Here is a 25,071-nt window from a genome sequence, read left to right as displayed (position 1 = left end):
CCTCTCCTGGATTGTCATGACCTCCGCAAGGTAGGGAGAGGATGGCCACTGCCGCTCAATGAGTCAAGAGTCCGGGACAAGCGACCTGTTACTCGGCATGGGTGACTCTGATCTTGGACTGGCCGTGCGGGAGCTTCTCCCAGTCCTCCATGAACCGGGCGTGCAGGCCGTGGCGCGCGGCCAGCGCCACGAGGGTCTCGGTGCGGTAGTAGAAGTCCTCCCACAGCACGTGGTGTTCGGCGCCCTCGGTGCGGTCGAAGGTGAAGTCGAACCAGCCCTCCGGCGCCAGCACCCGGCCGACGTTGGCCAGGCACTCGTCGATGACCGGGAGCGGCGAGTGCGAGAAGACGCTGTGCGCGTGCACCACGTCGAAGTGGGCGTCGGGCAGGAAGCGCAGGGTCAGGTCGCGCACCGGGGTCAGCGTGGGCAGCCGCGGCTGGAGGCCCATCTCGGCCACGGTGTCCTGCGCCGCGAAGAGGATGTCGGGCGAGATGTCGATGCCGTAGTAGTGGCCGGGTTCCAGATGGCGGATGAACCGCCAGCCTCCTCTCAGGTTGCCGCAGCCGATCTCCAGCATGCGGTGTCCGGGGCGCAGGCCGTGGCCGAGCAGGTAGTCGAACTGCATCTGCCCGAGTGCCAGCCACCGCTCGCGGCTGTGGCTGCCCACTGCGCCGTCCGGGTCGGTCCGGGTGTCGGAGCGCATGACGGCCCGGTAGTAGGAGACGTGGTCCGGATGGCGGCGGCGCAGCCACAGGTCGCGGGCGGTGCGGGCCAGGTGGCGGGGTACGCGGTCGGGGTGGCGCAGGGCGTAGGAGACGCGGTGGCCGAGGGCGGCGCGGTTGGCGGTGAGGTTCTTGGCCGGCATGGGGTCCTCCCCTTTCTCGGTCTGCTCACCCCGCCTCCGTATCGCAGCACCCCTCGCGCCGCAACCGCCGGCTCACCTCCATCCAGTCCCCCTCGGGCAGCGCCTCGCCGAAGGCGTCCACCAGTGCCGTCCGCTCGAAGAGCGTGCCGCCACGCAGGACCGCCGTGGTCCGGATCAGGCTGTCGAAGTCGGTGAACGGGTCTCCGTCCACGATGGTGAGGTCGGCGAGCTTGCCCTGCTCCAGCGTGCCCAGGTCGGCGTCCGCACCGAAGACGCGGGCGGGCAGCAGCGTGGCGGTGCGCAGCGCCTCGGCCGGTGACAGGCCGGCGCGGTGCAGTGCGCGCAGCGCCAGGTGCAGATGGAGTCCGACGGGGACGAGCGGTTGGTCGGTGCCCAGGGCGATGAGTCCGCCGCCCGCGAGGATCCGCCGGTAGACGGCGAACTCGCGGTCCAGGGTGGCCAGTTGCGCGGCCGTCGGCGGCTGGGCCGCCTGCTGGCGGACGAGCGCGAGGTCCCAGGGCGGCATCAGCGCGGTGACCCGCGGGTCGTCGGCGAGCGCCGGATCGGCGCCCAGCAGGGCGAACGCCGTGAACGGGGTGGCGACGAGGTGGAAGCCGGCCTCGGTGTAGATCTCCTCGACATCCTGGTACGCGCGGCCCGTGGCGGTGGTCGCGTGCCCGAACTCCAGGCGCTGGGTGGCCTGCAGATGGGTCGTCAGGTCCTGGCCGAGCTGCACGCCGGGGGTGCACAGGTGGCTGCCGCTGCGCACGCCGAGCCGGTCGTGGGCGAAGTCGGCGGCCTCCTTCATCACCCAGCCGGGGGCGCGCACGTACGTCTTCACGAAGTCCCAGTCCAGCGCCGCCGCGCGGGCCAGCGTGCGGTGCAGGCCCTCGCGGGTGCGGTGGGCGCGGCCCATGCTGTAGGCGACGCGGGCCCCGTCGAGCAGTTCGCCGGTGGCCAGCAGCCGGGGCCCGGCCAGCGCGCCCGCGAGGACCGCCTCCCGGATGCGGGCCTGCTCGTAGGCGAAGCCGCCCAGCGAGACGGCGGTCGTGATGCCGTAGGCGAGCTGGAGCACGGTCTGGCGTCCGCCATAGGTGGACTGCCACGGGTGGGTGTGCGCGTCCCACAGGCCCGGGAGCACGGTGCGCGCGGAGGCGTCGACGTGGCGTGCGGCGGGGCGGCCGGCGCGGTGCGCGCTCACCTCGGCGATACGGCCGTCGCGGACGACGAGGTCTACGTCCTCGCGTACCTCGGCTCCGGTGCCGTCCCAGAACCGGCCCGCGTGGACGACCGTGTCGGCGGGGCGCGGTCTGCGGTACTCCAGCGGGACGCGGACGGTACGGGGCTCGCCGCCGCGGACGTCGATCAGGCGCAGGGTGCCGGCGGAGAGGTAGAGCAGGGTGCGGGCGTCGGCGGACCAGGAGGGGTGGTCGGCGGGCTCGGTGGTGAGGCGGACCGGGTCCCCGTCGGGGGTGCCGTCGGCGCGGACCGGGAGCAGCCACAGCGCCGACTCGGCGACGACGGCCATCCAGCGGCCGTCCGGGGACCAGACCGGGCCGGAGTCGTAGCGGTCGGAGAGCGAGGTGTGCGGGGCGAGGGCGTGCAGGGCGGAGCCGGCGTCGGCGGTGTCGACGACGCGGATGAGGTTGTAGCCCTCACGGAAGCGCTGGTTGAGGCGGTTGCGGTCGCACAGGGCCACATAGCGGCCGTCGGGCGACCAACTGGGGCGGCCGGGCAGCCCGCCGCCGCCGAGGGGTGCGGCCAGGACCCGTTCGGTGCCGTCGGGCAGTTCGCGCACCACCAGGTTGCCGGACATGTCCAGGCAGGCCAGCCGGGTGCCGTCGGGCGAGAGGGCGGGGAAGACGCGGCCGCCCTCGGCGAGCACGGTCTCCGCGCCGGAGTCCAGGTCTCGGCGCCGCACCGCGAACAGGCCGTCGCGGTCGTCGGCGTACAGCAGGGCCGTGCCGTCGGGGGTCCAGCTCGGCGCCAGCACATAGCGGGTGGGCGGGACCTGGAGGACCTTCCGCGGCGGACGTCCGCCCTCCGTGTCGGCGGTCCACAGCGCGTTGAGCGCGGCGAAGGCCACGCTGCGGCCGTCGGGCGCGAGGGCGGGCAGGTGCAGGGCGCGCACGGGCCGGGCGCCGGCGCCGTCGAACTCGTAGGACTTGCCGCGGTAGCGGGGCCGGTCCAGCGGCATCGTCGCGGTGAACGGGATCTCCTCGGCCGTGGCGGGGGTCTGCGGGTCGAGGAGTCGGAAGCGGCCGTCGACCGCGAGCAGCAGGCGTCCGGCGTCGGTCCAGCGCGGCGGGGCGGGCAGGACGTCGCCCTCGACCGCGACCGGTTCGCCGTCGACGACGAGGGTGCAGGACGCGGCGGGCGAGGGCGTGGTGCGCAGGTAGGCGAGCCGGCCGTCGGGCGACACGGCCGGGGTCATCAGCTGGGCGCCGGAGGCGTCGGTGTGCTCGGTGGTGACCTGGCCCGAGCCGTCGGCGGGCACGGAGGCGACGGTGTCCGCGCGCAGGGCGCCCGTGGGGGTGACGGCGGCCCGTACGAACAGGACCCGCTCGCCGTCGGGCGACCACGTGGGATCGAAGTCCTCCCAGGCGCCCTCGCGGCCGGTGAGCCGGGTCAGCTCGCCGGTGCCCACGTCGAGCACCCAGATGCGGTACGGGCTGCCCGTCACGGTGTCGCCGCCGCGCTCGGAGGAGAACGCGATCCGGGTGCCGTCCGGCGACCAGGCCGGGCCCCGGTCGTCCCAGGGGCCGTCGGTGAGCTGCCGTAACTCGCTACCGTCGGGGCGCAGGGACCACAGGTGGAAGCCGCCGCCGCGGTAGGCGCACACGACGAGGCGGCTGCCGTCGGGGGAGAACTGCGGGCGGGTGGGTTCGAGGCCGGGCACGGTCAGCGCGACGGCGGGGCCTCCGGCGCGCGGCACGGACCACAGCACGTTCTGGACCTCGGCGACGAGCCGGTCCCCGGCGGGCGCCAGGGTCGCGGAGCCGCCGGTGGCCGCGGTGAGCGTGAGGTCGGTGGAACGGGGTGCGGCGGCGACGGCCGGTGCGCCGACGGCACCCAGGGCGGCGGCGCCGGCGGTGGCCTGGAGCAGTCTGCGGCGGGTGAGGGGGCTGGCGAAGAAGGCGTCCAAGAGAGCTCCCTGTGCACGAAGTTGGCGGAGGGATCAATGAGGGGAAACGTACGGGGCGGGGCCCGTTCGGCGGACCCCGCCCCGTCGCTTCTCGGCCGGTCGCTCGCCGGTCAGCGCTTCTTGTACGCCGCGGTGACCTCGACCTCGACCAGCCAGCCCTTGACGGCCAGGGAGGCGACCTCCATGGTGGCGCGCGCGGGCCGGGCCTTGTTGGCGACCAGCGGGGCCTTGGGCGCGGAGGTGCCCATGGGCACCGGCACAACCTCATGGCTGGCCAGGTCGATGTTGGCGAAATACTGACGGTAGGCGCGGTTCCAGCCCGCGTAGTCGGCGGTCTCGGCGCCGGGCGGCTTCATCAGATAGCACTTCATCGTGATGACGTCGGCCGGAGTGACCCCCGCGGCCTCCAGGTTGGTCTTGATGTTGCGCAGCACGACGAGCGCCTGCGCCTCGGTGATGCTGACGCCTTCGGCGCCCTCGGTCAGCGACGGGTCGGTGTAGCGCTCCGGACTGCCTTCCGGCGCCGAGGGGTTGAGCGCGGTGGGCCCGAGGCCGCTGCTCTGGTAGATGGCGACCTCGCCGCCCGTCGCCACGCCGCTGGCGATGTTCGGGTTGGACTGGCCCTCGGGCAGCATGACGCGCACTTCCTTCGGCGCGGGCCACCAGCCCCTGCCGTCGGCGAGCGCGGTGCCGCCCGCGAGGAGGGACGCGGTCAGGGCCGTACCGAGGACGACCTTCGTACGCCGGTTCATGCGGCCATCACTTTCTCGTGGATGTCGGTCGCGACCTTGCGGGCCGAGGTGAATGCGCCGTGCTGCCAGGCGATGACGTGGCTGAGCCAGTCGCCGGCGAAGTGGACGTGCCCGGCAGGCTCGTTGAGGAGCTTGTACTCCGGGCCGCTCTGCGAGGGCCAGCTCACCCAGCCGCCCTCGATGTACGGGGTGCGGTGCCAGGCGACGCTGAAGGAGTGGTCGAGTTCGGTGCGGTACTTCTCGCCGTGGATCCGCACTCCGCGGCTCAGCGCCCGCTTCAGGCGCTCCTCGTGCGGCAGGGCGCTGTAGGCGAGGGCGTTGGCGCCGAAGTTGTAGTAGCCGATGAGGGTGCCGCGGCGGCCGAAGTAGCCGTAGGACGGGTACCAGACGGTGGCGAGGTCGGTGTCGGTGGGCGTGATCCCGCCGTAGATGTGCTCGTCGGTCTCCCAGAAGCGGCTGCGGTACTCCAGGCCGATCTTTCCGACGGGTGTCGCGGCGGGGTACTTCAGGGCGGCGGTGACGTCCGTGCCGAGGTTGTGCTTGATGCGGGCCATGACCATCGGGGGTATGGCCGCGACGACGAAGTCGGCGTGGGAGGTGCGGGTGCGGCCCCGGGAGTCCTTGTACGTGACCTCCGCGCCGTCCGGCAGGTCCTTGACCTCCTGGACCTCGGCGCCGTAGGTGATCCGGTCGCGGCCGACGGCCTCGGCCAGGGCGTGGGGAATGGCGTCCATGCCGCCTACCGGCTGGAACATGAGCATGGCTTGATCGTAACCAAGCTCGAAGGAGAATCTCTGTCCGACACCGCTGGCCAGGACGTCGGACAACGTTGGCACCGGACCGAGCACGGTGCCCTCCTCGAAGGCGGCGCCGGGCTCCACGGAGTAGCCGCGCCGGTCGGTGCCGGTGTAGGCGTAGCCGTCCGCCTTGCCCTTGATGGCGCCGAAGTTCTGCAGGAAGGCGATCAGCCGCTCCTTGTCGGCGGCGGTCAGCTCGGCGTCCAGGGCGCCCTGGTCGGTGGCCTTGGCGAGCAGCTCGGAGACATAGCCGTAGACGTCGGCCTTCGCGGTGCGCCAGCGCATGGGCTTGCCGGCGAGGGCGGCGCTGTTCTCGTGGTGGATGTAGGCGTTGGCGTTCTGGTTGGTGAACACCTCGACGGGGACGCCGAGTTCGCGGCAGTACTCCAGGGTGACGTGCGACTGGGGCAGCCGGGCGGGCCCGGCGTTCATGTACTGGCCCTTGGTGAACGAGGCGGTCTGCTCGCGCCCGTCGAGATCGGTCAGGGTCGTGCCGCCGCGTACCGTCCAGTTGCGGCCGCCGGGCCGGTCCTTGGCCTCCAGGATCCGGCAGTCGTAGCCGGCCTTGCCGAGTTCGTAGGCGGTGGCCAGGCCCGCTATGCCGGCGCCGAGCACCAGGACCTTCTTGGCGCTGCGCCCGCTGAGCGTGAAGTCGCTCGCGCGCGGCGCCCGGTAGTCGGCGGCTCGTACCTCGGGCACCGGGGCGAGGCCCAGTGCGCCCATCGCCGAGTAGAGCACTCCCGCGCCGCCCGCGACACCGACGTTGCGCAGGAAGTCACGACGGGATCCGGTCGCTCTGTTCGCAGCCATCCACTCCTCCTCACCCGCGCCCGCGGCGGGGCGCGCTGTGCGATCAACCCGGTCACGTGGGGGGTGAGTTGTTGATGAGACCGGAGGTGCGCAATGAGCCTCCGTCAGGAGTGTTACGGGCCTATGCCGATGACGTATCCGTGTCATGAGCGCGGAAGTCCCCTACGCTGACCGGCATGGAACCCCTGGCGGTCCAAGTCGGCGTGCGCCTCCCCCGGGAGCCGGAGGCGATGGGTGAGTGGCTCGCGGACGCGGCGTCCTTCGACGCTGCGGGGGCCGATGCGCTGTGGGTCGACGGCGGGCCACGCTGGGATGTGCTCGCGTTGACGGCGGCACTCGCGGTGACCACCTACCGGTCGCTGCTCGTCGTGGCACTCCCGGACACGCGCTCCGCGGAACTCTCCCGCACGCTCGACACGTTGGAGCGGCTGAGCCAGGGCCGCCTGGCTCTGCTCGCCGACGGGCCCCGGGCGGTCGTACCCACCCGGACGAGGGTCTTCCGGCGGCTTCCCGACGGCGTCGTCGAGGCCGAGGTGGGCCGCTGGGTCCCGGTCCCGGCCCCTGAGGGCCGCGCGGCCTGGCGCGACACATGCGCCGGCGCGGCGGAGTCCGGGGTGCGGGGTGTGGTCGTACCCGCCGGTCCGCTGCTGCTGGACCTTCTCCGCAACCCCGAGGACCCCACCGGTCGCGGCGACCTCCATCTCGCCCAGGGCTGACCTTGGTTGAAGCATTGACGGTCACCTGACACGGTTCGAGAATGGGGCCTCTACGGACATCGCGGGAGGGACCGGCGATGCAGGACAGCACACGACGTGAGTTCCTGGGCCTGAGCACGGGCGCCCTCGGGGTGTCCTCGCTCGGCTTCGACCTGGCCCCCGCCACGGCCGTGCGGCGGAAGCTGCGCATCGAGGGCGCCACCGTCTCCCGGTCCGTCTGCCCGTACTGCGCGGTGGGCTGCTCCCTGCTCGCGTACACGAAGAAGGCGCACGGCAGGACCGAGCTGCTCCAGATCGAGGGCGACCCGGACAGCCCGGTCAACGAAGGCACCCTCTGCCCGAAGGGCGCGACCTCGCTCCAGCTCGCCGTCTCCCGGCGCCGGGTGCCGAGCCCCCTGTACCGGGCGCCCGGCGCCACCGAGTGGAAGCGCGTCTCCTGGGACTTCGCGCTCACCAAGCTGGCCCGGAACATCAAGGAGTCCCGGGACCGCACCCTGGTCACCCGGGACGCCGACGGCAACACCGTCAACCGCTGCGAGGGCGTCGCCTTCGCCGGAGGGGCGGCCTTCAGCTCCGAAGAGGGCTATCTGGCCACCAAGTTGATGCGCGGCCTGGGGCTGGTGCATCTCGAACAACAGGCCCGTGTTTGACACGGTCCCACGGTGGTCAGTTTGGCCGCCACGTTCGGCCGAGGGGCCATGACCAACCACTGGCGTGACATCCGGCATGCCGATCTGATCCTGGTCAACGGCGCGAACCCCGCCGAGGCGCACCCGGTCGGCTTCCGCTGGCTGATGCGCGCCAAGCTGGACCGCGGCGCGAAGATCGTCCACGCGGATCCCCGCTTCACCCGCACCTCCGCGGTCGCCGACCTGCACTTGCGCATCCGCACCGGCACCGACGTGGCGTACTTCGGCGGGCTGATCAACCATGTGCTCCGCAACAACCTGTTCCACCGGGAGTACGTCGAGTTCGCGACCAACGCCGGCTTCGTGGTGAAGGACACCTACGCGTTCACCGACGGCCTGTTCAACGGCTTCGACGAGGCGACCGGCGCCTACGACCCGAAGGCCTGGGCGTACGAGGTGGACGACGAGGGCAACGCCAGGGTCGACATCGACCACCCGCGCTCCGTACTGAACCTGATGCGCCGTCACTACAGCCGCTACACACCGGAGATGGTCGAGCGCATCACCGGCATCCCGCGCGCCCGGTTCCTGGAGGTGGCGGGGCTGGTCGGCGAGACGGGCAGGCCGGAGAAGGTCATGACGATCGTCTACGCGGTCGGCCTCACCCACCACACCACCGGCGTCCAGCTCATCCGCTCCGCCGCGGTGCTCCAGCTGCTGCTCGGCAACATGGGCCGGCCCGGCGGCGGCATGAACGCCGAGCGCGGGCACGCCAACATCCAGGGCAACACCGACCACGCGATCTCCTGGGACATCCTGCCCGGCTATCTGCGCATCCCGGCCCCCGGCCAGCGCACCCTCGACGACTACGTCGCACAGAGCGCCAGCAAGAAGCTGCGCCCGAACTCGGTGAACTACTTCGGCACGAACTACCGCAAGTTCATGGTGAGCCTGCTGAAGGCCTGGTACGGCGAAGCGGCCACGAAGGACAACGAGTTCGCGTTCGACCATCTGCCCAAGCCCGCCGCGAACGCCTCCTGGATCTCCATCTTCGACCAGGCGCTGCGCGGCAGGATGGAAGGCCTGATCCTGTCCGGGATGACCGCGACGAGCATCGGACCCGACTCCAACCAGGTCCTCCAGGCGCTGTCGAACCTGAAGTGGCTGTGCGTCATGGACCCGTTCCGCACGACCAGTTCGGAGTTCTGGGACGCGCCCGGCATCGACCCCGCCGAGGTGCGCACCGAGGTGTTCATGCTCCCCTGCACCCACTGGATCGAGAAGGACGGCTCGTTCACCAACAGCGGCCGCTGGGTGCAGTGGAAGGACCAGGTCCTGCCGCCCGAGGGCGAGGCCCGGCACGACCACTGGATCCTCGCCGACCTCTTCCTGCGGGTCAGAGAGCTCTACGAGACCCAGGGCGGCCGCTATCCCGATCCGGTCCGCGAGCTGACCATGCCCTACCGGGATCCGCGCAGGCCCCAACTCGACGAGATCGCCCGGGAGATCAACGGCAGCAGCCTGACGACCGGCAGGCGTCTTGACACCTTCGCCGCCCTCACCGACGACGGCTCCACGGCGGCCGGGGACTGGATCTACACCGGCCACTACCCGGAGAGCGGCAACCTGGCCAAACGCCGTGACGGCATCCAGGACCCGGCGAAGAACGACCCCACCGGGATGGGCTTCTACCCGAACTGGGCGTGGAGCTGGCCCGCCAACCGGCGCGTCCTGTACAACCGGGCCTCCGCCGACCCACGCGGCCGCCCGTGGGACCCCGAGCGCCCCGGCATCGCCTGGGACGCCTCCGCCCGCAAGTGGGTGGGCGACGTCCCCGACTACCCGCCCGACGCCGCACCCGGCGCCGACGCGCCCCTGCCGTTCATCATGACCGGGGAGGGCCTGGGCCGGCTGTTCAGCAACGGGGTGGCGGACGGGCCGTTCCCCGAGCACTACGAGCCGATCGAGTCGCCGGTCCGCAACCCGCTGCACCCGGAGGTGTCGACGACCCCCGCCGCCTACCTCTACGACAAGAAGGCGGGCCGCCCGAACCGCTTCGGCACCCCGGCCGACTATCCGTACGTCGCCACGTCCTACCGCCTGACCGAGCACGAGCACTACGTCACCCAGAACGTCGAGCACCTGGTGCAGCTCCAGCCGGAGGCCTTCGTCGAGGTGCCCGCCGAACTCGCCCGGGAGAAGGGCATCAAGACCGGCGACCGGGTCCGGGTCTCCTCCAAGCGCGGCAAGCTCGAAGTGCGCGCGGTGGTGACCGGACGCCTCGGCCCGCTCACCATCGACGGCAAGAAGGTGTACCAGATCGGCATCCCGATCCACTGGGGCTTCGTCGGCATCAACACCGGGCAGCACTGGCTGGCCAACGCGCTCACGCCGTTCGTCGGCGACGCCAGCGCGCGCACCCCCGAGTTCAAGTCGTTCCTCGTGAACATCGAGAAGATGTGATGGCCGTGCCGTGGGCGGAGCACCGGGAGCGCGCGGAGTTCCTGCGCGCCCGGCACGCCCACGCCGCCGAGGTGCTCACCCTCTATCTGGCGCTGCTCGACGTGTGGGAGGAGACATGGGCGGCCGTACGGTCGCGGCCGCCCGAGTCGCTCGCGCGGTGGGCAGCACGGTGCGCGCTCCCCCGGGTCGTCGCGGTGACGGTGGCGCACGGCCCGGCACCGCTCGCCGGAAGCCTGGCGCGGGCCCTGGACGAGGAGGCCGCCGAGAAGCTGCTGGCCGCCTGGCTCGACGGGGTCGAACTCGCCCCCGTGAAACGGTACTTGGCGCGCGCCTCGCTGTGCGGCGCCTTGGCGGCGGACTCCGCTGATGACCCGCCCTCCGATGACGACAGGCACTGCCCCCGCTGCGCCGGTCCGCCGCAGCTCAGCTTCCGCGCGGACACCGGGGACCGGCTGGTCAGCGGGGGCCGCCGGCTGCTCTGCGCCCGGTGCGGGCACAGCTGGAGCTACTCCGGCAGCGCCTGCGCCGGCTGCGGGGAGTCGGCGGGTCGGACCGTCCACTCCGAGCGGCAGGAGGGCCCCCGGGTGGGGCGCGTCGACAGCGACGGCGCGGTCTTTCCGCACCTGCGCGTCGAGGCCTGCACCGGCTGCCGCCGGTACCTGATCGACGTGGACCTCGGGCGCGATCCACGGGCCGTGCCCGAGGTCGACGAACTGACGGCGCTCCCCCTGGACCTGTACGCGGCCGAGCACGGCCTGACCAAGATCACGCCCAATGTGATGGGGTTCTGAGATGGCGAAGATCACGCCTGGCCGGGCCTACGGGTTCTTCACCGACACCAGTGTGTGCATCGGCTGCAAGGCCTGCGAGGTGGCCTGCAAGGAGTGGAACGAACTGCCGGGCAACGAACCGGTCTTCGGCGACGGCTTCGACAACACGTCGAGCCTGGACGCGCAGAACTGGCGGCACGTGCAGTTCATCGACAACGTGCCGGACGAGACGAGCGGCACCGGCCAGGGCAAGGCCTGGCTGATGATGTCCGACGTCTGCAAGCACTGCAAGGAGGCGAGCTGTCTGGAGGTCTGCCCGACCGGCGCGATCATCCGCACCGAGTTCGACAGCGTCTTCATCCAGCCCGACGTGTGCAACGGCTGCCGCGACTGCATCGCCGCCTGCCCCTACGGCGTGATCGAGCAGGACGAGCACAAGGGCGTCGCCCAGAAGTGCACGCTCTGCTACGACCGCCTCCAGGGCGACCTGGAACCGGCCTGCGCCAAGGCCTGCCCGACTGACTCCATCCAGTTCGGCCCCGTGGAGGAACTCCGGCGGGCCGCCCGCATGCGCGTCGACGACCTGCACGACCAGGGCGTCACCGAGGCGCGCCTGTACGGCGAGGACGACTCGGTCTACGGCGGCCTCAACGCGTTCTTCCTGCTCATGGACGAGCCGGAGGCCTACCGCCTGCCCAACGCGGAGAACGCCGTGCTGCCGCGGCGCAACAACCTGGGCGGCTACCTCGGCATGCTCGGCACCGCCGTGCTGGCGGTGTTCGGGGGGCTGATCGCGCTGCGGCGGCGCCGGGAGCCGGAGGCTCAGACGGAGGCCGAGGGAGGTGACGAGTGATGCTCCTCGCCGGCGAGGTCCAGCACTTCGTCCGCTCCCCCGACTGGGCCTGGTACATCCTTTTCTACTTCTTCTTCGCCGGCCTGTCGGGCGGCGCGTACGTCATCGCCACCCTGTTCCGGCTGCGCGGTGAGCCGGCCGACGAACCGGCGGCCCGGCTCGGCTACTACGCCGCGTTCCCGCCGCTGCTGGTCTGCCCGGTCATGCTCGTCCTCGACCTCGGCAGCCCGCTGCGCTTCTGGCACATGCTGTGGAACACGACCCCGGGCGAGGAGGGCCTCAACTTCAAGTACTGGTCCCCGATGTCGGTCGGGGTGTGGGGCCTGCTGGTGTTCAGCGCCTTCGTCACGGTGTCGTTCGTGGAGACGCTGGTGCGCGACGGCCGGATCCGCTGGGGCTTCGTACGCCGGGCGGTGGGACTGGCCGGTGGGGTCTTCGTCGCCGTGGGGGCTCTGTTCGGGCTGTTCATCGCCGGGTACACGGGTGTGCTGCTGTCGGTGTCCAACCAGCCGGTGTGGAGCGACACCTGGGCGCTCGGCGGGCTCTTCCTGGCCTCCGGGATGTCGGCCTCGGCGGCGCTGCTGCACCTGCTGCTGCGCTACCGGCCCGCGGCCCGGGTGAGTGCGGGCAAGCTCGTTGTCTCCGAGCGGCTGTACGCGCTGCTGGAACTGGCGCTGATCGTGGTCTTCCTGCTGACGCTGATCCCGGCGGACGCGGTGGAGCCCGTCTTCGGCTACCCGTGGCTGCTGCTGTGGCTGGTCGTGCTCGCCGGGATCGCGCCGGGCATCGGCGGACTGCTCACCTCGCGGCTCGCGGTCACCGGCGAAGGGGTGACCGTGCCGGTTCAATCGGCTTCCGCCGTACGGTCGTTGGTAGTGCCCGTACTGGTCCTGCTGGGCGTGCTGGCACTGCGCGCGGCCGTGCTCTTCAGCATCCAGTAGCCGTGCCCCCGACCCGCGAGCAGGTCACCGAGGCGCTGGCCACGGTCCAGGACCCCGAGATCCACCGGCCGCTCACCGAGCTCGGCATGGTGGGCCACGTCGATATCGCCCCCGACGGGGTCGTACGCGTCGGAGTGCTGCTCACCACGCGCGGCTGCCCCCTGCACGAGACGATCACCCGCGACGTGCGGCGGGCGGTCTCGCGGCTGCCGGGCGTGTCCCGGGTCGACGTGGGGTTCGGGGTGATGAGTGACGCGCAGCGCAAGGCCCTGCGGCAACGGCTGATGGGGAGCACGAGGCAAATCCCCTTCGCCCGGCCGGAGTCGCTGACCCGGGTCTACGCGGTCGCCAGCGGCAAGGGCGGGGTGGGCAAGTCGTCCGTGACCGTGAACCTGGCGGCGGCCTTCGCGGCGGCAGGGCGCCGGGTGGGGATCGTGGACGCCGACATCTACGGGCACTCCGTCCCCCGGATGCTGGGGGTGACCGGCAGGCCCGTCCAGGTGGACGGCATGATCGTGCCACCGACGGCACAGGACATCCGGGTCGTGTCGATCGGGATGTTCACCGAAGGGAACACCCCGGTCGTGTGGCGCGGACCGATGCTGCACCGGGCGCTGCAACAGTTCCTGGCCGACGTGTACTGGGGCGACCTGGACGTCCTGCTGCTCGACCTGCCGCCCGGCACGGGTGATGTCGCCCTGTCCGTCGGCCAGTTGGTGCCCTCGGCGGAGATCGTCGTCGTGACGACTCCGCAACACGCCGCGGCGGAGGTGGCCGAGCGGGCGGGCGCGATCGCCGTACAGACCCGTCAGCGGATCGCGGGCGTCGTGGAGAACATGGCCTGGCTGGCCTGCCCGGGCTGCGAGGAACGGCTGGAGGTGTTCGGCTCGGGCGGCGGGCAACGGGTGGCGGAGGCGCTGACCCGCACGGTGGGCACACCCGTTCCGCTGCTCGGACGGGTGCCGCTGGACGTACGGCTGCGGGAGGCGGGCGATGCCGGGGAGCCGCTGGTGACGAGCGCTCCGGAGGCCCCGGCGGCCCGGGTGCTTCGGTCCGTCGCCGAGCAACTCTCCGCGCGGGGACTGGGGTTGGCGGGGCGCAGGCTCGGGCTGACGCCGGTCGCTCCCGGGAAGGCTCGGTTCAGCTCTCCTTGACCAGCGGGTCGATCATCTTGTGCAGTCTGTTGTCGTCGAGGGCACCGAATGCCCTGGCCGCTATGTTCCCCTTGCGGTCCAGAGCGATGGTGGCCGGCAGTCCCTGAAGGTTCACCGTGCCCTTGGGAAATCCCGACAGCAGCAGCTTTCCGGTCGGGTCGTACAGGCTCGGGTACGAGATGTCGAAGTCGTCCTCGAACGCCTTGGGCCGCAGCCTGTCGCCGTCGCGGGTGTTGATGCCGACGAACTCGACACCCTCCGTCTTCACTTCCTTGGCGACCTTGTTGAGGTAGGGGGCCTCGGCCCGGCACGGCGGGCACCAGGAACCCCAGACATTGATCACGACGACCTTGCCGCGGAAGTCGGCGAGGTCGAGTTGCTTGCTCTGAAGGGTCTCGCCCTTGATCCGGCCGACGGGATTCCGCTCTCCCTCGGCGACCGTTTCGATGCCGTCCGCGCCCATGACGTAGTTCGTTGCCCCGCTTCCCCCGGACTTGCCGCTGCCACAGGCGGACAGCGAAAGCGAGCCAAGAGTGACGACCGCGGTCAGTGCGACCGCACGGGTGACGGGTCTGGAGATCATGTGCTGAGCCTCCCATGAGCCCGTGGTGACGGAGTCACCCCCTCGGCTCGAAGCAGCTTTCTCTGCCGCGCCGGTTGACAGTTCCGCCCGTTGGGCCAAGGTGGGCTGCGGAGGCGTCTAGGCGGCTGGTGCCCCTCCCGGTCTTCAAAACCGGTGTGGTCCGGAATCCGGGCCTGGCGGGTTCGATTCCCGTCCGCCTCCGCCAAGCAGCGGACGGGGTGGGTGACGTGGGCACTGACCAGCGGCGCGGGGTGCCACGCACGGATGCCGTGCTCCGGGACCCCCGGTTGGTCTCGGCCGTCTCCTCGCTGGGCCGGACGTTGGTGAAGGACGTCGTCGCGCTGGCGCAGGAGCGGGCGCGGCGCGGTGAGATCCCGCCGGAGTCCGTGGTCGATGTCGCGGTGGCCTCCCTGCCGTGCCGCGCCACCGCCCTGCGGCCGGTGATCAACGCCACCGGAGTCGTCCTGCACACCAACCTCGGCCGCGCCCCGCTTTCGGCCGCGGCGGTCGACGCGGTGCGGGCGGCGGCCGGAGTGACGGACATCGAGTTCGATCTGAGCACGGGCCGGCGGGCCCGACGCGGCCGGTCCGCGCTGGACGCGCTGGCGGCCGCCGTTGCGGGGGCGGAGGCGGTGCACGTGGTCAACAACGGCGCCGCAGCCCTCGTTCTGGCCGCCACCGCTCTTGCGGCCGGCCGGGAGATCGTGATCAGCCGCGGTGAACTGATCGAGATCGGGGACGGGTTCCGGCTGCCCGACCTGCTGGTGTCCACCGGGGCCCGGCTGCGCGAGGTCGGCACCACGAACCGTACGTCCCTGCGGGACTACGAGGCCGCGATCGGCCCGGAGACGGGCTTCGTACTCAAGGTCCATCCGTCGAACTTCGTCGTACGGGGCTTCACTTCGGCCGTGTCGGCGCGCGAGCTGGCGCGGCTGGGGCCGCCGGTCGTGGTCGACATCGGCTCCGGGCTGCTGGCCCCCGAGCCGCTGCTGCCGGACGAGCCCGACGCGGCCACCGTGTTGGGCATGGGTGCCGCACTCGTCACCGCGAGCGGCGACAAGCTGCTCGGGGGGCCGCAGGCGGGGCTGCTCCTCGGCCGTGCCGAACTCGTGGAGCGGCTGCGGCGGCATCCACTGGCGCGGGCGCTGCGAGTCGACAAACTGACCCTGGCGGCGCTGGAGGCCACCGTGCGGGGTCCGAAGTCCCCCACCTGGCGGGCCCTTCATGCCGCGGTACCCGAACTGCGTGCGCGCGGCGAGCAGTTGGCCGACTCCCTGCGGGCGCACGGGATCGCGGCCGAGGCCGTCGAGGCCACCGCGGTGGTGGGCGGGGGCGGGGCGCCGGACGTCGGCCTTCCGTCCTGGGCCGTCGCCCTCGACGCGGACTTCGCCGTACCGCTGCGGACGGGTGAGCCGCCGGTGGTGGGGCGGGTGGAACGCGGGCGGCTGCTGCTCGACCTGCGGTGTGTCCCGCCCGAGGAGGACGCGGCGATCCACAAGGCGGTCGTCTCCGTGCGGCAGGCGTGACATGTACGTCATCGCGACCGCCGGCCATGTCGACCACGGCAAGTCGACCCTCGTCCGGGCGCTGACCGGCATGCAGCCCGACCGGTGGGCCGAGGAGCGGCGCCGCGGGCTGACGATCGATCTCGGGTTCGCGTGGGCGGAGTTGGGGCCCGGCACCACGGTGGCGTTCGTCGACGTACCCGGGCACGAGCGGTTCGTGCCGAACATGCTCGCCGGTGTCGGTCCCGTCCCGGCCGCGCTGTTCGTCGTGGCCGCGGACGAGGGCTGGATGCCGCAGTCGGCCGAGCACCTCGCGGCGCTGCACGCCCTCGGCGTACGGCACGCTCTGCTCGCCGTCACCCGCAGCGACCTGGCCGACCCCGGGCCCGCGACCGGCGAGGCGCTGGCCGAGATCGGCCGTACGTCGCTGGGCGCGGTCGAGGCCGTCGCCGTCAGCGCTCCGACCGGCGCGGGACTGCCCGAACTGCGAGCGGCGCTTCGGCGGTTGGTCGCGCGGCTGCCCTCGCCGGACCTGGCGGCGCCGGTACGGCTGTGGATCGACCGGTCGTTCTCCGTGCGGGGCAGCGGGACGGTGGTGACGGGCACCCTGGCCGCCGGACGGATGTGCGTCGGCGAGGAGTTGGAGGTCGCCCCGCTCGGCCGTACCGTGCGGGTTCGGGCCCTTCAGTCGCTGGGACGTGCGGTGACCTCGGCGGACGCCGTCGCCCGGGTCGCCGTGAACGTGCGCGGCGTCGAGCCCCACGAGGTGCGGCGCGGCGGCACCCTTCTCGCGCCCGGCCGGTTCCGTCTCGGGGACCTGGTCGACGTCCGGGTGCACGGGGATCCCGTCGCCTCCCTGCCGCGCCAGGTGATGCTGCACATCGGCTCGGCGGCGGTGCCCGCGCAGGTGCGTCCGCTCGGCGCCGACACCGCCCGGCTGACTCTCGCGCGCCCGTTGCCGCTGCGGATCGGCGACCACGCTCTGCTGCGCAATCCGGGGCTGCATCACGTCAGCGGGGGCGTCACCGTCCTCGACGTCGTACCGCCCCCGCTGGTGCGGCGCGGGGCGGCCGGCGCCCGTGCGAAGGTCCTCGACACGGTGGACGGGCGGGCCGACCAGTACGCGGAACTGCGGCGGCGCGGTCTCGTGCGGCGGGCGGACCTCGAACGGATGGGGGTGGCCGTGACCGTCCGGCCGGTGGCCGGTGACTGGCTGGCCGACGACGGGCTGTGGGCCCGGCTCCGGTCGCATCTCGTCGGGTTCGTGGCCCACTGGCAGCGGGGACATCCGCTGGAGCCGGGGCCGCCGCTCGACGTGGCCCGCCGCGCGCTGCGGCTGCCCGACCGCGCCCTCGTGCACGCCCTGCTCGCCCCGCCGCTGGCCGTACGCGACGGCCGTGTCGTCCGGGCCGACCAGCGGCCGGCGCTCCCGCCCCGGGTGGCCCTGGCCGTGGAGCAGGTTCGTGCCGAACTCGCCACGGCGCCCTTCGCCGCGCCGCAGGCCGAGCGGCTCGCCGAACTCGGGCTTGGGCCACGGGAGTTGGCGGCGGCCGTGCGGACCGGCGCGCTGGTGCGGCTGGCGGAGGGTGTCGTACTGCTGCCTTCCGGGGTCCGGGACGCGGCGCTGGCGCTCGGCGCGCTGCCGCAGCCGTTCACGGTGGGGGCGGCGCGCGTGGCGCTCGGCACGACGCGCCGGGTCGCCGTACCGCTACTGGAGCTGCTGGACCGGCAGGGCGTCACCCAGCGGCTTCCCGACGACCGGCGACGCATACGGGGGCGATGACGGTGTTCCGGCTCACGCAGTACGCGCACGGCGGCGGTTGTGCCTGCAAGATCCCGCCGGGCGAGCTGGAGGAGATGGTCCGCGGGCTGGCCGACGCGGCGCCGGTCGGCGGCGATCTGCTGGTCGGTCTCGACACCGGCGACGATGCCGCGGTCGTCCGTGTCGACGACGGGCTGGCGGTGGTGGCGACCACGGACTTCTTCACGCCGGTGGTGGACGACGCCTACGACTGGGGCCGGATCGCGGCCGCGAACGCGCTGTCCGACGTGTACGCGATGGGCGGCCGGCCGCTGGCCGCGGTCAATCTGCTGGGCTGGCCGCGGGAGGTGCTGCCGTTCGAGCTGGCCGGCGAGGTCCTGCGCGGTGGCCTGGCCGTCACCAGGGAGGCCGGTTGCCATCTCGCGGGCGGGCACAGCATCGACGACCCCGAGCCCAAGTACGGTCTGGCCGTCACCGGGATCGCCGACCCCGGCCGGCTGCTGCGCAATGACGCCGGGCGCCCCGGACAGCCCCTCACCCTCACCAAGCCGCTCGGCATCGGGGTGCTGAACAGCCGGCACAAGGCGACCGGCGAGGTCTTCCCGGAGGCGGTGGCCACGATGACCCGGCTCAACCGCGACGCCGCGCAGGCCGCCCTCGCCACCGGGATCCGCTGTGCGACCGACGTCACCGGCTTCGGTCTGCTCGGCCACCTCTACAAGCTGGCCCGGGCGAGCGACGTCACCGCCGTGGTGGACGCCGCGGCCGTGCCCTTCCTGGCGGGTGCCCGGGAGGCGCTGCGGGACGGCTACGTCAGTGGCGGGACGCGTCGCAACCTGGAGTGGGTGGCCCCGCACACCGATCTGTCGGCGGTGGGCGAGGAGGCGGCGCTGCTGCTCGCCGACGCCCAGACCTCCGGCGGGCTGCTCGTCGCGGGCGAGCTGCCCGGGTGGCCGGTCGTGGGTGAACTCCTACCGCGCGGGGAGCACGTGGTCGTCGTGCGCTGAAGTCCCTCCGTGCACACCCGCAACACCCGCCCCCACCTGGTCTTTTGTCGAACTCGATAGCGATTGTCAGAAGGATTCCGCCAAGGCTCGCGGCCGCCCTACACTCGGGCCTCCGCAGCGGTCGGGGGACACGCGCCGGGCAAGGCGATGCCGTCCCCGGCCGGGAGGGGGTGCCGCGTCATGAGCGGAACGGTCGCCGATCTCGCCGCCAGACTGCGCACCCAACTGGCCGGAGCCATCGGCACCCTCGGCTCCCTCGACCCCGCCCAGCGGCGCGCGAAACTGGCCGAGGCCCTCGGACTCCCCGACGCCCGGCTGACGCCCGCGACACTGCTGTCCGGCCTCGGCGCCCCGGACGCCGACCGGGCGGGCGACCTGTGGCCCCGGCTGCTGGCGCTGCTGGGACGCGCGGCGGACGACGTGGTCCCGGCCTGGAGCCTGACCGTGCCGGACGTCGTCACGGCCACGGCGGACGACGTCCGCGTGCTGGCCACCACGCTGCCGCCCGAGCTGTCGTTCGTGGTGAACCTCGGCACGCTCCGCCTCGCGGACATCCTGCGGGTACGGCAGGACATCACCCTCACCCTCACCGTGCCGCCGGACCCGGCCGCGGCCTTCCTGCGGCTGTCCGTGCGCGGGGTGCAACTCACCCTGCCCGGCGACGAGTTGCTCGCCCTCCTCGCGCCGGGCGGGCTGATGCTGGAGGGCGACCTGCAGGCGCGCTTCGACGCTCAGGGCGTGCGCTTCGAGGGCGGCGGACGCAACGGCATCGCCCTGCCGCTGCGCGGCGCCCCGCCCGGGCTGCGCGCGCCCGCCCTGTATCTGTCCCCGGCCGGCGCCGCGTTGAGGTTCACCGCCTCCTTCGGCGCCACCCTCCTCGGGCTGGCCGACGCCACCCTGGACGGCATCGGCAGCGAGGTGACCCCGGGAGCCGCCGCGACGCCGGTCGCCCCGCACGGACTGGGTCTGAGCATGGCGGTGGGCCCGGCCAGGGGCGGCGGCTTCCTGGAGCGGCGTGCGGGCGAATACCGCGGCGCCCTGGCCCTGAGCCTGGGGGTCGTGGAGGTGCGGGCGTTCGGCATCCTGCGCCCGCGGGAGGGGTCGTTGCTGGTCGCGCTGAGCGCCCGCTTCACCCCGCCCGTCGAGTTGGGGCTCGCGTTCACGCTCAACGCCGTCGGCGGGATCGTCGGCATCGGGCACGCCATCGACCGGGCCGGGCTGGCCTCGGCGGTCCAGTCGGGCCATCTGGACCGGATCCTGTTCCCCGACGACGCCGCCCGGGCGGCCCCGCAGATCCTGGACACCCTCGCCGCCGTGTTCCGCACCCAGCGCGGCAGCGTGGTCGTCGGACCGACGTTCCGGCTGGGCTGGGGCCGTCCGGTGTCGTTCCTCACCGCCGATGTCGGGCTCGTACTGGAGCTGCCCAGCGGTGTCGTGGCGCTGCTCGGCCGGCTCAGGATCGCCCTGCCCGCACCCGAGGCGCCGATCCTGGACCTGCGGGCGTCCGTGGCGGGCGTCGTCGACACGGCGGCGGGCCTGGTGGAGGTCATCGCCGATCTCGCGGGCTCGCGGCTGCTGAGCGCCGGGATCGACGGCGGGATCGCGCTGCGGATCAAGACAGGTTCGGACGCCGCGTTCGTGCTCAGCGCCGGCGGGTTCCATCCCGCCTTCCCGGCGCCCGCCGGATTCCCGGTGCCGCGGCGGCTGTCGATCGCGATCGCCGACTCGCCCGGCCTGAGCATCGTCTTCTCCGGCTACTTCGCCATCACCCCGGGCACCGTGCAGGCCGGCGCCCGGCTGACCGCCGTCATCGGCAGCTCCGACACCGGGGTCAGCGGCCAGCTCGGCTTCGACGCGCTGCTGCGCTGGGAGCCCAGCTTCGGCGTCGTCCTCGATCTGTACGGCTCCTTCCACCTCCGCTTCGCCGGGCGCAGCCTGTGCTCCGTCGACCTGCGGGTGCGGGTCGAGGGGCCCACGCCCTGCTGGCACGTGGCCGGGCGGGCCACCCTCTCGCTGTTCTTCCTCGACATCAGCTTCCCCTTCGACGAACACTGGGCCTGCACCCGGCAGATCGGCGCCCCGCCGCCGCCCGACGTCGTCCAGCGTCTGGAGCGGGAGCTCGGCGACGCACGCACCTGGGAGCCGCTGCTGCCGGACGGGGCCGTGGCCACCCTGCGCCCCGACGGCGCGGACACCGCCCGGCTGCTGCACCCCGTCGGCCGGTTGCGCTTCAGCCAGCGGGTGGTGCCCCTCGGTGTCACCGTGACCCGGTTCGGCCCGGGCCGGCTGCCGGCTCCCGCACGGTTCGACGTCGCCGTGCGCTTCACCGGCGGCACCTCGGCGGTGGAGTCCGTCAGGGAGCAGTTCGCCCGCGCGGACTTCTTCGACCTCAGCGACGAGGCGAAGCTCACCCAGCCCGCCTTCGAACTCCTGCGTTCCGGCAGCCAGTTGACCCCGCCCACCCCCGGCAGCAGCGCACCCCGGCGCAGCGTCCAGGTGCGCTACGAGACCAAGTGGATCGGCGCACGCGGCGCGCCGCCCGAGCCGCGCGCCGTCTGGCCACTGGGCGAGACGCACCTGGCCGCCGCGCTGGCGCACGGTGCCGTGGCCCGCAGCAGCGTGCACGCCGACCGAATCCGCTACGCCGCCCCGCCGGCGCCCACGACCCTCAAGGCGCCCTCGTACGCCGTCGCCCGCGTCGACACGCTCACCGAGGCCACCGGCCTGCCCCGCACCACCACCTTCACGGAGGCAGCCGCGTCGTTCGGCTCCCCGGCGGGCCGTACGGCGCTGCTGCACGTCGTCCGCGCCCACGAGCTGAAGGCAGTGACCCCGCCATGACCGAGTACACCTTCGCCTCGTGGGACCGGTCGGGAGCCGCGGCGTCCCTGACCGACCTCGACGACCTCGCACGCACCACCCCCGTCCGCGGCACGCTCGCCGCCGCCGCGTCCGTCAACGGCCGCCCCGAACGGCCCGTCCCGGTCCAGCTCTACGGCCCCGGGGACGTACGGGTCCTGGATCCGCGCCAGATCGTGCGGGTGTATCCGCTGCCGGGCACCCCGGACGCGGAGACCACCAAGTTCCCCATGGTCGAGTTCGACCGCACGGACCTGCCCTGGATGTTCACGCCGCTGGCCCCCGTGCCCGGCGGCGCGCTGCGGCCGTGGCTGGCCCTGGTGTGCGTACCCGCCGAACGCGCCCGGCCCCGGCGGGAGCCGGGCCGGCCGCTGCCGGTGCTGCGGGTGCCCGGCACCGAACTGCCCGACCCGGAGCGGCTGCACCTGTGGGCGCACGTGCAGACGCTCACCGGCCACGAGCACGACCCGCGCGCCTCCGTCTCCCGCCTGCTCGCCCCCCGCAAGCTGCTCGCGCACACCGCCTATGTCGCCTGCCTGGTCCCCGCGTTCGAGGCGGGACGGCGGGCCGGGCACAGCGAGACCGGCGGGGACCTCGCCCCCGCCTGGCGCCCGGACGCGGACGCCGACCTGCCCGTGTACCACTCGTGGACGTTCTCGACCGGGGAGGCGGGGGACTTCGAGACCCTCGCCGACCGGCTGCGGAACCGGCCGATCGACGGCGCGGGCCGCCGGCCGATGGACATCAGCAGGCCGAGCCCGCAGGACCCGGGGCCCGGACCGGTGGTCCAGCAGGTCGAGAGCGCCCTGTGCAGCCCCACCCTCGCGCCCCGGGAAGCGTGGCCCGTGGACGAGCGGAGCACCCGCTGGCAGCGCACGCTCGCCGCCTCGCTCGACAGCGCGCACGCCGACGACGGAGACGACGACCCGGAGATCGGCCCCCCGCTCTACGGCCGTTTCCACGCCCTGGCCACGGGCGCCGCCCCCGGTTCGGCGGGCTGGCTGGACGCCCTCAACCTGGACCCGCGCTGGCGGGTCGCCGCCGGCCTCGGCACCCGGTCCGTGCAGCGCGAGCAGGAGCCGCTGATGGCGTCGGCCTGGAGCCAACTGGCCGACGTGCAGGCGGCCAACCGCTTCCTGGATCTCGCCCGGCTGGCCCGGCTGGTCGGCGCCCGGCTGCACGAACGGCACGTCAAGCCCCTCACCACCGACGAGTTCCTCCACCTCGCGACACCGCTGCGCACCCGTACGGCGCTCGGCACCGCCACGCTGGCGGGCGCGGTGCACGCCAGCATCCTTCCCACGGCCATGGCGACGACCACGTTCCGGCGCGCGGTCAGACCCATGGGGCTGCTCAGCCGGCGGGTGGCCCGGGTGTCGGCGCAGCACGAAACGGCCGCCGTGGAGCGTCCGTTCGCGTCCACGCTGACCGCGCTGGCCGCCTCCGGTGCGGGGCTTGCCGTCGCACCGCGCAGCCCCGACGGCACGGTCGCCTTCGGGTTTGCTCCCGAACGCGTCGTCAGCGCCGACCGGTTGTCCCTCGTGCAGTCCGTGCTCGGGGTGTCCACCGTCGCCGCGCCCGCCTGGAAGGCGCTGTCCGTCGAGGCGCTGCGCCGCGCGGACGCCCGCGACCTGACCACCGAGCAGCTCGCCGCCGCCCCACGGCTTCAATTGGCCGCGCTCGACGGCGCGTTCCGGCTGAGCACGGTCCGGGAGATCGACGTACCCACGACGTTCCTGGCGGCCACCCGGCTCACCCCGCAGGGCAGCCTTGTCTTCCCGTCCGGGCGGGAGGCGCCCACCGGACTGCTGACCGGCGCGGGCGGCACCACCACCGGAACCCTCAAGGGCATGTGGATCGGCCGCTGGGAGCCGCTGCCCGGCGGCAGCTGGAAGGGCAAGGCCCACGGCACGTTCGGCGGGGCCGGAACCGGCACCTGGCGGGGCGAGTTCACCGGCGTGTGGGATGTCCGGCCCGTCGGCGCCCACGAAGGCGGCTGGCGGCTGGTGTTCACCGGCACCTGGGAGTCCGGCACCGACCACGGCACCTGGCAGGGCGTCGCGGCCGGAGGCTGGGACGATCCCCAGGGCGAGTCCGAGGGCAGCTTCAACGGCACCTGGCAGTCGGCCACCGCGCACGGCACGCTGCACGGCAGCGCCCCCGGTACCTGGGACTGGGACGAGACCGGCACGGCGGGAGACTGGCGGGTCGACTGCGCCGGCGGCTGGGAACGCGCCGCCGACGCCCCGAGCACCGGCGGCGAGGTGTGGACTCCGGAGCGCCTCGACGAGATCCTGAGCGGCTGGCAGACCGAGGGCGGCCTGACCCTGGGCGGCCTGTTCGGCTCCGGGAGCCTGCCGGACCTCACCGGCGCGCTGCCCGCGCCCTCCGTCCTCGGCATCACCCCGGACGACACGCACGGCATGGCCACCGGCGCCCACGAGCAGGTGTTCCGCCCCGCCGACGTGCCGCCCGTCCCGCCCCGCGACCCGTTCCCGGCGCCGCAGGCGCAGAGCGCCGTGACCGACGAGGTCCACCCGCACAAGGCGGTGGACGCCGTGATCGCCTCCCGGATCGAGCACCCCGACGGCACGGCCCCCGTCCAGTGGGCGCCCACGTTCCCCGACGCCATGTGGCGGCCGCTGGCCGCGCAGTCCACGGAGTGGCTGCTCGCCGGGCTGGGCAAGGTGCCGCCCGACAGCGCCGCACTCGCCGTCACCAACCCCGCGTTCGTCGCCGCGTACATGGTGGGCCTCAACCACGAGTTCGGCCGCGAACTGCGGTGGCGCGAGTACCCCACCGACCAGCGCGGCACCTACTTCGCGTCGTTCTGGGGCGCGGGCTCCGACCTGCCGCCCCTGCACCAGTGGCAGGCCGGCGCCGCGCTCGGCACCCACCTGACGGCCCCGCCCGACCGCGTCGTCCTCGTCCTGCGCACCGCCCTGCTGCGCCGCTACCCCGGCGCCCTGATCTACGCGGCGCCGCTGCTGCCGGGTGTGCAGGAGCCCGACGACGCGCGCGCCCGGCACCCGGTCTTCCGCGGCGGCCTCGACCCCGACACCGCCTTCCTCGGCTTCGACCTCAGGCTCGGCGAGATCCTCGGCCAGAACTGGTGCTTCGTCATCGCCGAACAGCCCACCGAACCGCGCTTCGGCCTGGACGACCCGCCGGAGGGTGCCGTGTTCGGGCGCCCTTACGAACCACCGGCCGAGCCGGACCCGCCGACCACCGCCGACGACTGGAACAACCTCGACTGGACGCATCTGTTCGACTCGCCGGAGCAGTTCCGCGACGCGACCCACGCGCCGGGCGTCCGGCGCCCCACCGTCGCCGTCGGCGACCTCGTCTGGGGCGACAGCGCCGCCGGTATCGCCCGGCAGTGCTTCCAGCAGCCCGTCAGGGTGGTCCTGCCCGCCGAGCGGCTGCTGAGCCCCGTACCGCCCCAGCCCTAGGGAGGCAG

General features: G+C 73.3%; 17 protein-coding genes and 1 tRNA gene. 13 read left to right on the top strand and 5 right to left on the bottom strand.

Annotated features, from left to right (window positions below):
* Positions 1 to 88: 88 nt before the first annotated feature.
* From AB0Q90_RS11995 to AB0Q90_RS11980, 4 genes are all read right to left on the bottom strand, one after another.
* Positions 89 to 865: a class I SAM-dependent methyltransferase gene (locus AB0Q90_RS11995; RefSeq protein WP_363160567.1), complete on the bottom strand. Its 777-nt coding sequence runs from the start codon at positions 863 to 865 to the stop codon at positions 89 to 91.
* Positions 866 to 890: 25 nt separating this feature from the next.
* A complete protein-coding gene (locus tag AB0Q90_RS11990; protein ID WP_363160566.1) occupies positions 891 to 4,010 on the bottom strand; it encodes an amidohydrolase family protein in 3,120 nt (1,039 codons plus the stop codon).
* A 110-nt stretch (positions 4,011 to 4,120) separates the two neighbouring features.
* On the bottom strand, positions 4,121 to 4,762 hold the full coding sequence (locus AB0Q90_RS11985; protein ID WP_363160565.1) for a Rid family hydrolase: 642 nt from the start codon (positions 4,760 to 4,762) through the stop codon (positions 4,121 to 4,123).
* On the bottom strand, positions 4,759 to 6,369 hold the full coding sequence (locus AB0Q90_RS11980) for a flavin monoamine oxidase family protein (RefSeq protein WP_363160564.1): 1,611 nt from the start codon (positions 6,367 to 6,369) through the stop codon (positions 4,759 to 4,761). Before AB0Q90_RS11980 ends, AB0Q90_RS11985 begins: the two co-directional genes overlap by 4 nt.
* Positions 6,370 to 6,545: 176 nt before the next feature.
* On the opposite strand from AB0Q90_RS11980, the gene AB0Q90_RS11975 reads away from it, so the two are divergent.
* From AB0Q90_RS11975 to AB0Q90_RS11945, 7 genes are all read left to right on the top strand, one after another.
* Positions 6,546 to 7,085: a hypothetical protein gene (locus AB0Q90_RS11975; RefSeq protein ID WP_363160563.1), complete on the top strand. Its 540-nt coding sequence runs from the start codon at positions 6,546 to 6,548 to the stop codon at positions 7,083 to 7,085.
* A 77-nt stretch (positions 7,086 to 7,162) separates the two neighbouring features.
* Positions 7,163 to 7,735, top strand: coding sequence for a hypothetical protein (locus AB0Q90_RS11970; protein WP_363160562.1), 573 nt, complete (start codon positions 7,163 to 7,165; stop codon positions 7,733 to 7,735).
* A 12-nt stretch (positions 7,736 to 7,747) separates the two neighbouring features.
* A complete protein-coding gene (fdnG, locus tag AB0Q90_RS11965; protein ID WP_363160561.1) occupies positions 7,748 to 10,177 on the top strand; it encodes a formate dehydrogenase-N subunit alpha in 2,430 nt (809 codons plus the stop codon).
* Positions 10,177 to 10,968 (top strand): formate dehydrogenase accessory protein FdhE, encoded by a 792-nt coding sequence (gene fdhE / locus AB0Q90_RS11960; RefSeq protein ID WP_363160560.1) that lies wholly within the window; start codon positions 10,177 to 10,179, stop codon positions 10,966 to 10,968. The genes fdnG and fdhE overlap by 1 nt, the downstream gene beginning before the upstream one ends.
* Before the next feature lies 1 nt (position 10,969).
* A complete protein-coding gene (locus AB0Q90_RS11955) occupies positions 10,970 to 11,800 on the top strand; it encodes a 4Fe-4S dicluster domain-containing protein (protein WP_363160559.1) in 831 nt (276 codons plus the stop codon).
* Positions 11,800 to 12,741: an NrfD/PsrC family molybdoenzyme membrane anchor subunit gene (gene nrfD / locus AB0Q90_RS11950; protein ID WP_363160656.1), complete on the top strand. Its 942-nt coding sequence runs from the start codon at positions 11,800 to 11,802 to the stop codon at positions 12,739 to 12,741. Before AB0Q90_RS11955 ends, nrfD begins: the two co-directional genes overlap by 1 nt.
* A gap of 2 nt (positions 12,742 to 12,743) precedes the next feature.
* Positions 12,744 to 13,895, top strand: a complete 1,152-nt coding sequence (locus tag AB0Q90_RS11945; protein WP_363160558.1) for an Mrp/NBP35 family ATP-binding protein — start codon at positions 12,744 to 12,746, stop codon at positions 13,893 to 13,895.
* Here AB0Q90_RS11945 and AB0Q90_RS11940 read toward each other — a convergent pair.
* Positions 13,882 to 14,478: a TlpA disulfide reductase family protein gene (locus AB0Q90_RS11940; RefSeq protein WP_363160557.1), complete on the bottom strand. Its 597-nt coding sequence runs from the start codon at positions 14,476 to 14,478 to the stop codon at positions 13,882 to 13,884. The two genes, AB0Q90_RS11945 and AB0Q90_RS11940, sit on opposite strands and share 14 nt — an antisense overlap.
* 109 nt (positions 14,479 to 14,587) lie before the next feature.
* On the opposite strand from AB0Q90_RS11940, the gene AB0Q90_RS11935 reads away from it, so the two are divergent.
* The 6 genes from AB0Q90_RS11935 (at position 14,588) to AB0Q90_RS11910 (ending at position 25,063) form a co-directional block, all read left to right on the top strand.
* Positions 14,588 to 14,683 (top strand) — tRNA-Sec (locus AB0Q90_RS11935).
* Positions 14,684 to 14,705: 22 nt separating this feature from the next.
* A complete protein-coding gene (gene selA, locus AB0Q90_RS11930) occupies positions 14,706 to 16,004 on the top strand; it encodes an L-seryl-tRNA(Sec) selenium transferase (protein ID WP_363160556.1) in 1,299 nt (432 codons plus the stop codon).
* A gap of 1 nt (position 16,005) precedes the next feature.
* Positions 16,006 to 17,766 (top strand): selenocysteine-specific translation elongation factor, encoded by a 1,761-nt coding sequence (gene selB / locus AB0Q90_RS11925; RefSeq protein WP_363160555.1) that lies wholly within the window; start codon positions 16,006 to 16,008, stop codon positions 17,764 to 17,766.
* Positions 17,763 to 18,752, top strand: coding sequence for a selenide, water dikinase SelD (selD, locus tag AB0Q90_RS11920; RefSeq protein WP_363160554.1), 990 nt, complete (start codon positions 17,763 to 17,765; stop codon positions 18,750 to 18,752). The genes selB and selD overlap by 4 nt, the downstream gene beginning before the upstream one ends.
* Before the next feature lie 180 nt (positions 18,753 to 18,932).
* Positions 18,933 to 21,593: a DUF6603 domain-containing protein gene (locus AB0Q90_RS11915; protein ID WP_363160553.1), complete on the top strand. Its 2,661-nt coding sequence runs from the start codon at positions 18,933 to 18,935 to the stop codon at positions 21,591 to 21,593.
* On the top strand, positions 21,590 to 25,063 hold the full coding sequence (locus AB0Q90_RS11910; protein ID WP_363160552.1) for a hypothetical protein: 3,474 nt from the start codon (positions 21,590 to 21,592) through the stop codon (positions 25,061 to 25,063). Before AB0Q90_RS11915 ends, AB0Q90_RS11910 begins: the two co-directional genes overlap by 4 nt.
* The last annotated feature ends 8 nt before the right edge of the window (positions 25,064 to 25,071 follow it).

The organism is Streptomyces sp. NPDC079141, assembly GCF_040686775.1.
GTDB lineage: Bacteria > Actinomycetota > Actinomycetes > Streptomycetales > Streptomycetaceae > Streptomyces.
Note: the sequence above shows the minus strand (reverse complement) of the source record. Positions and strands in the feature narration are given on the sequence as shown.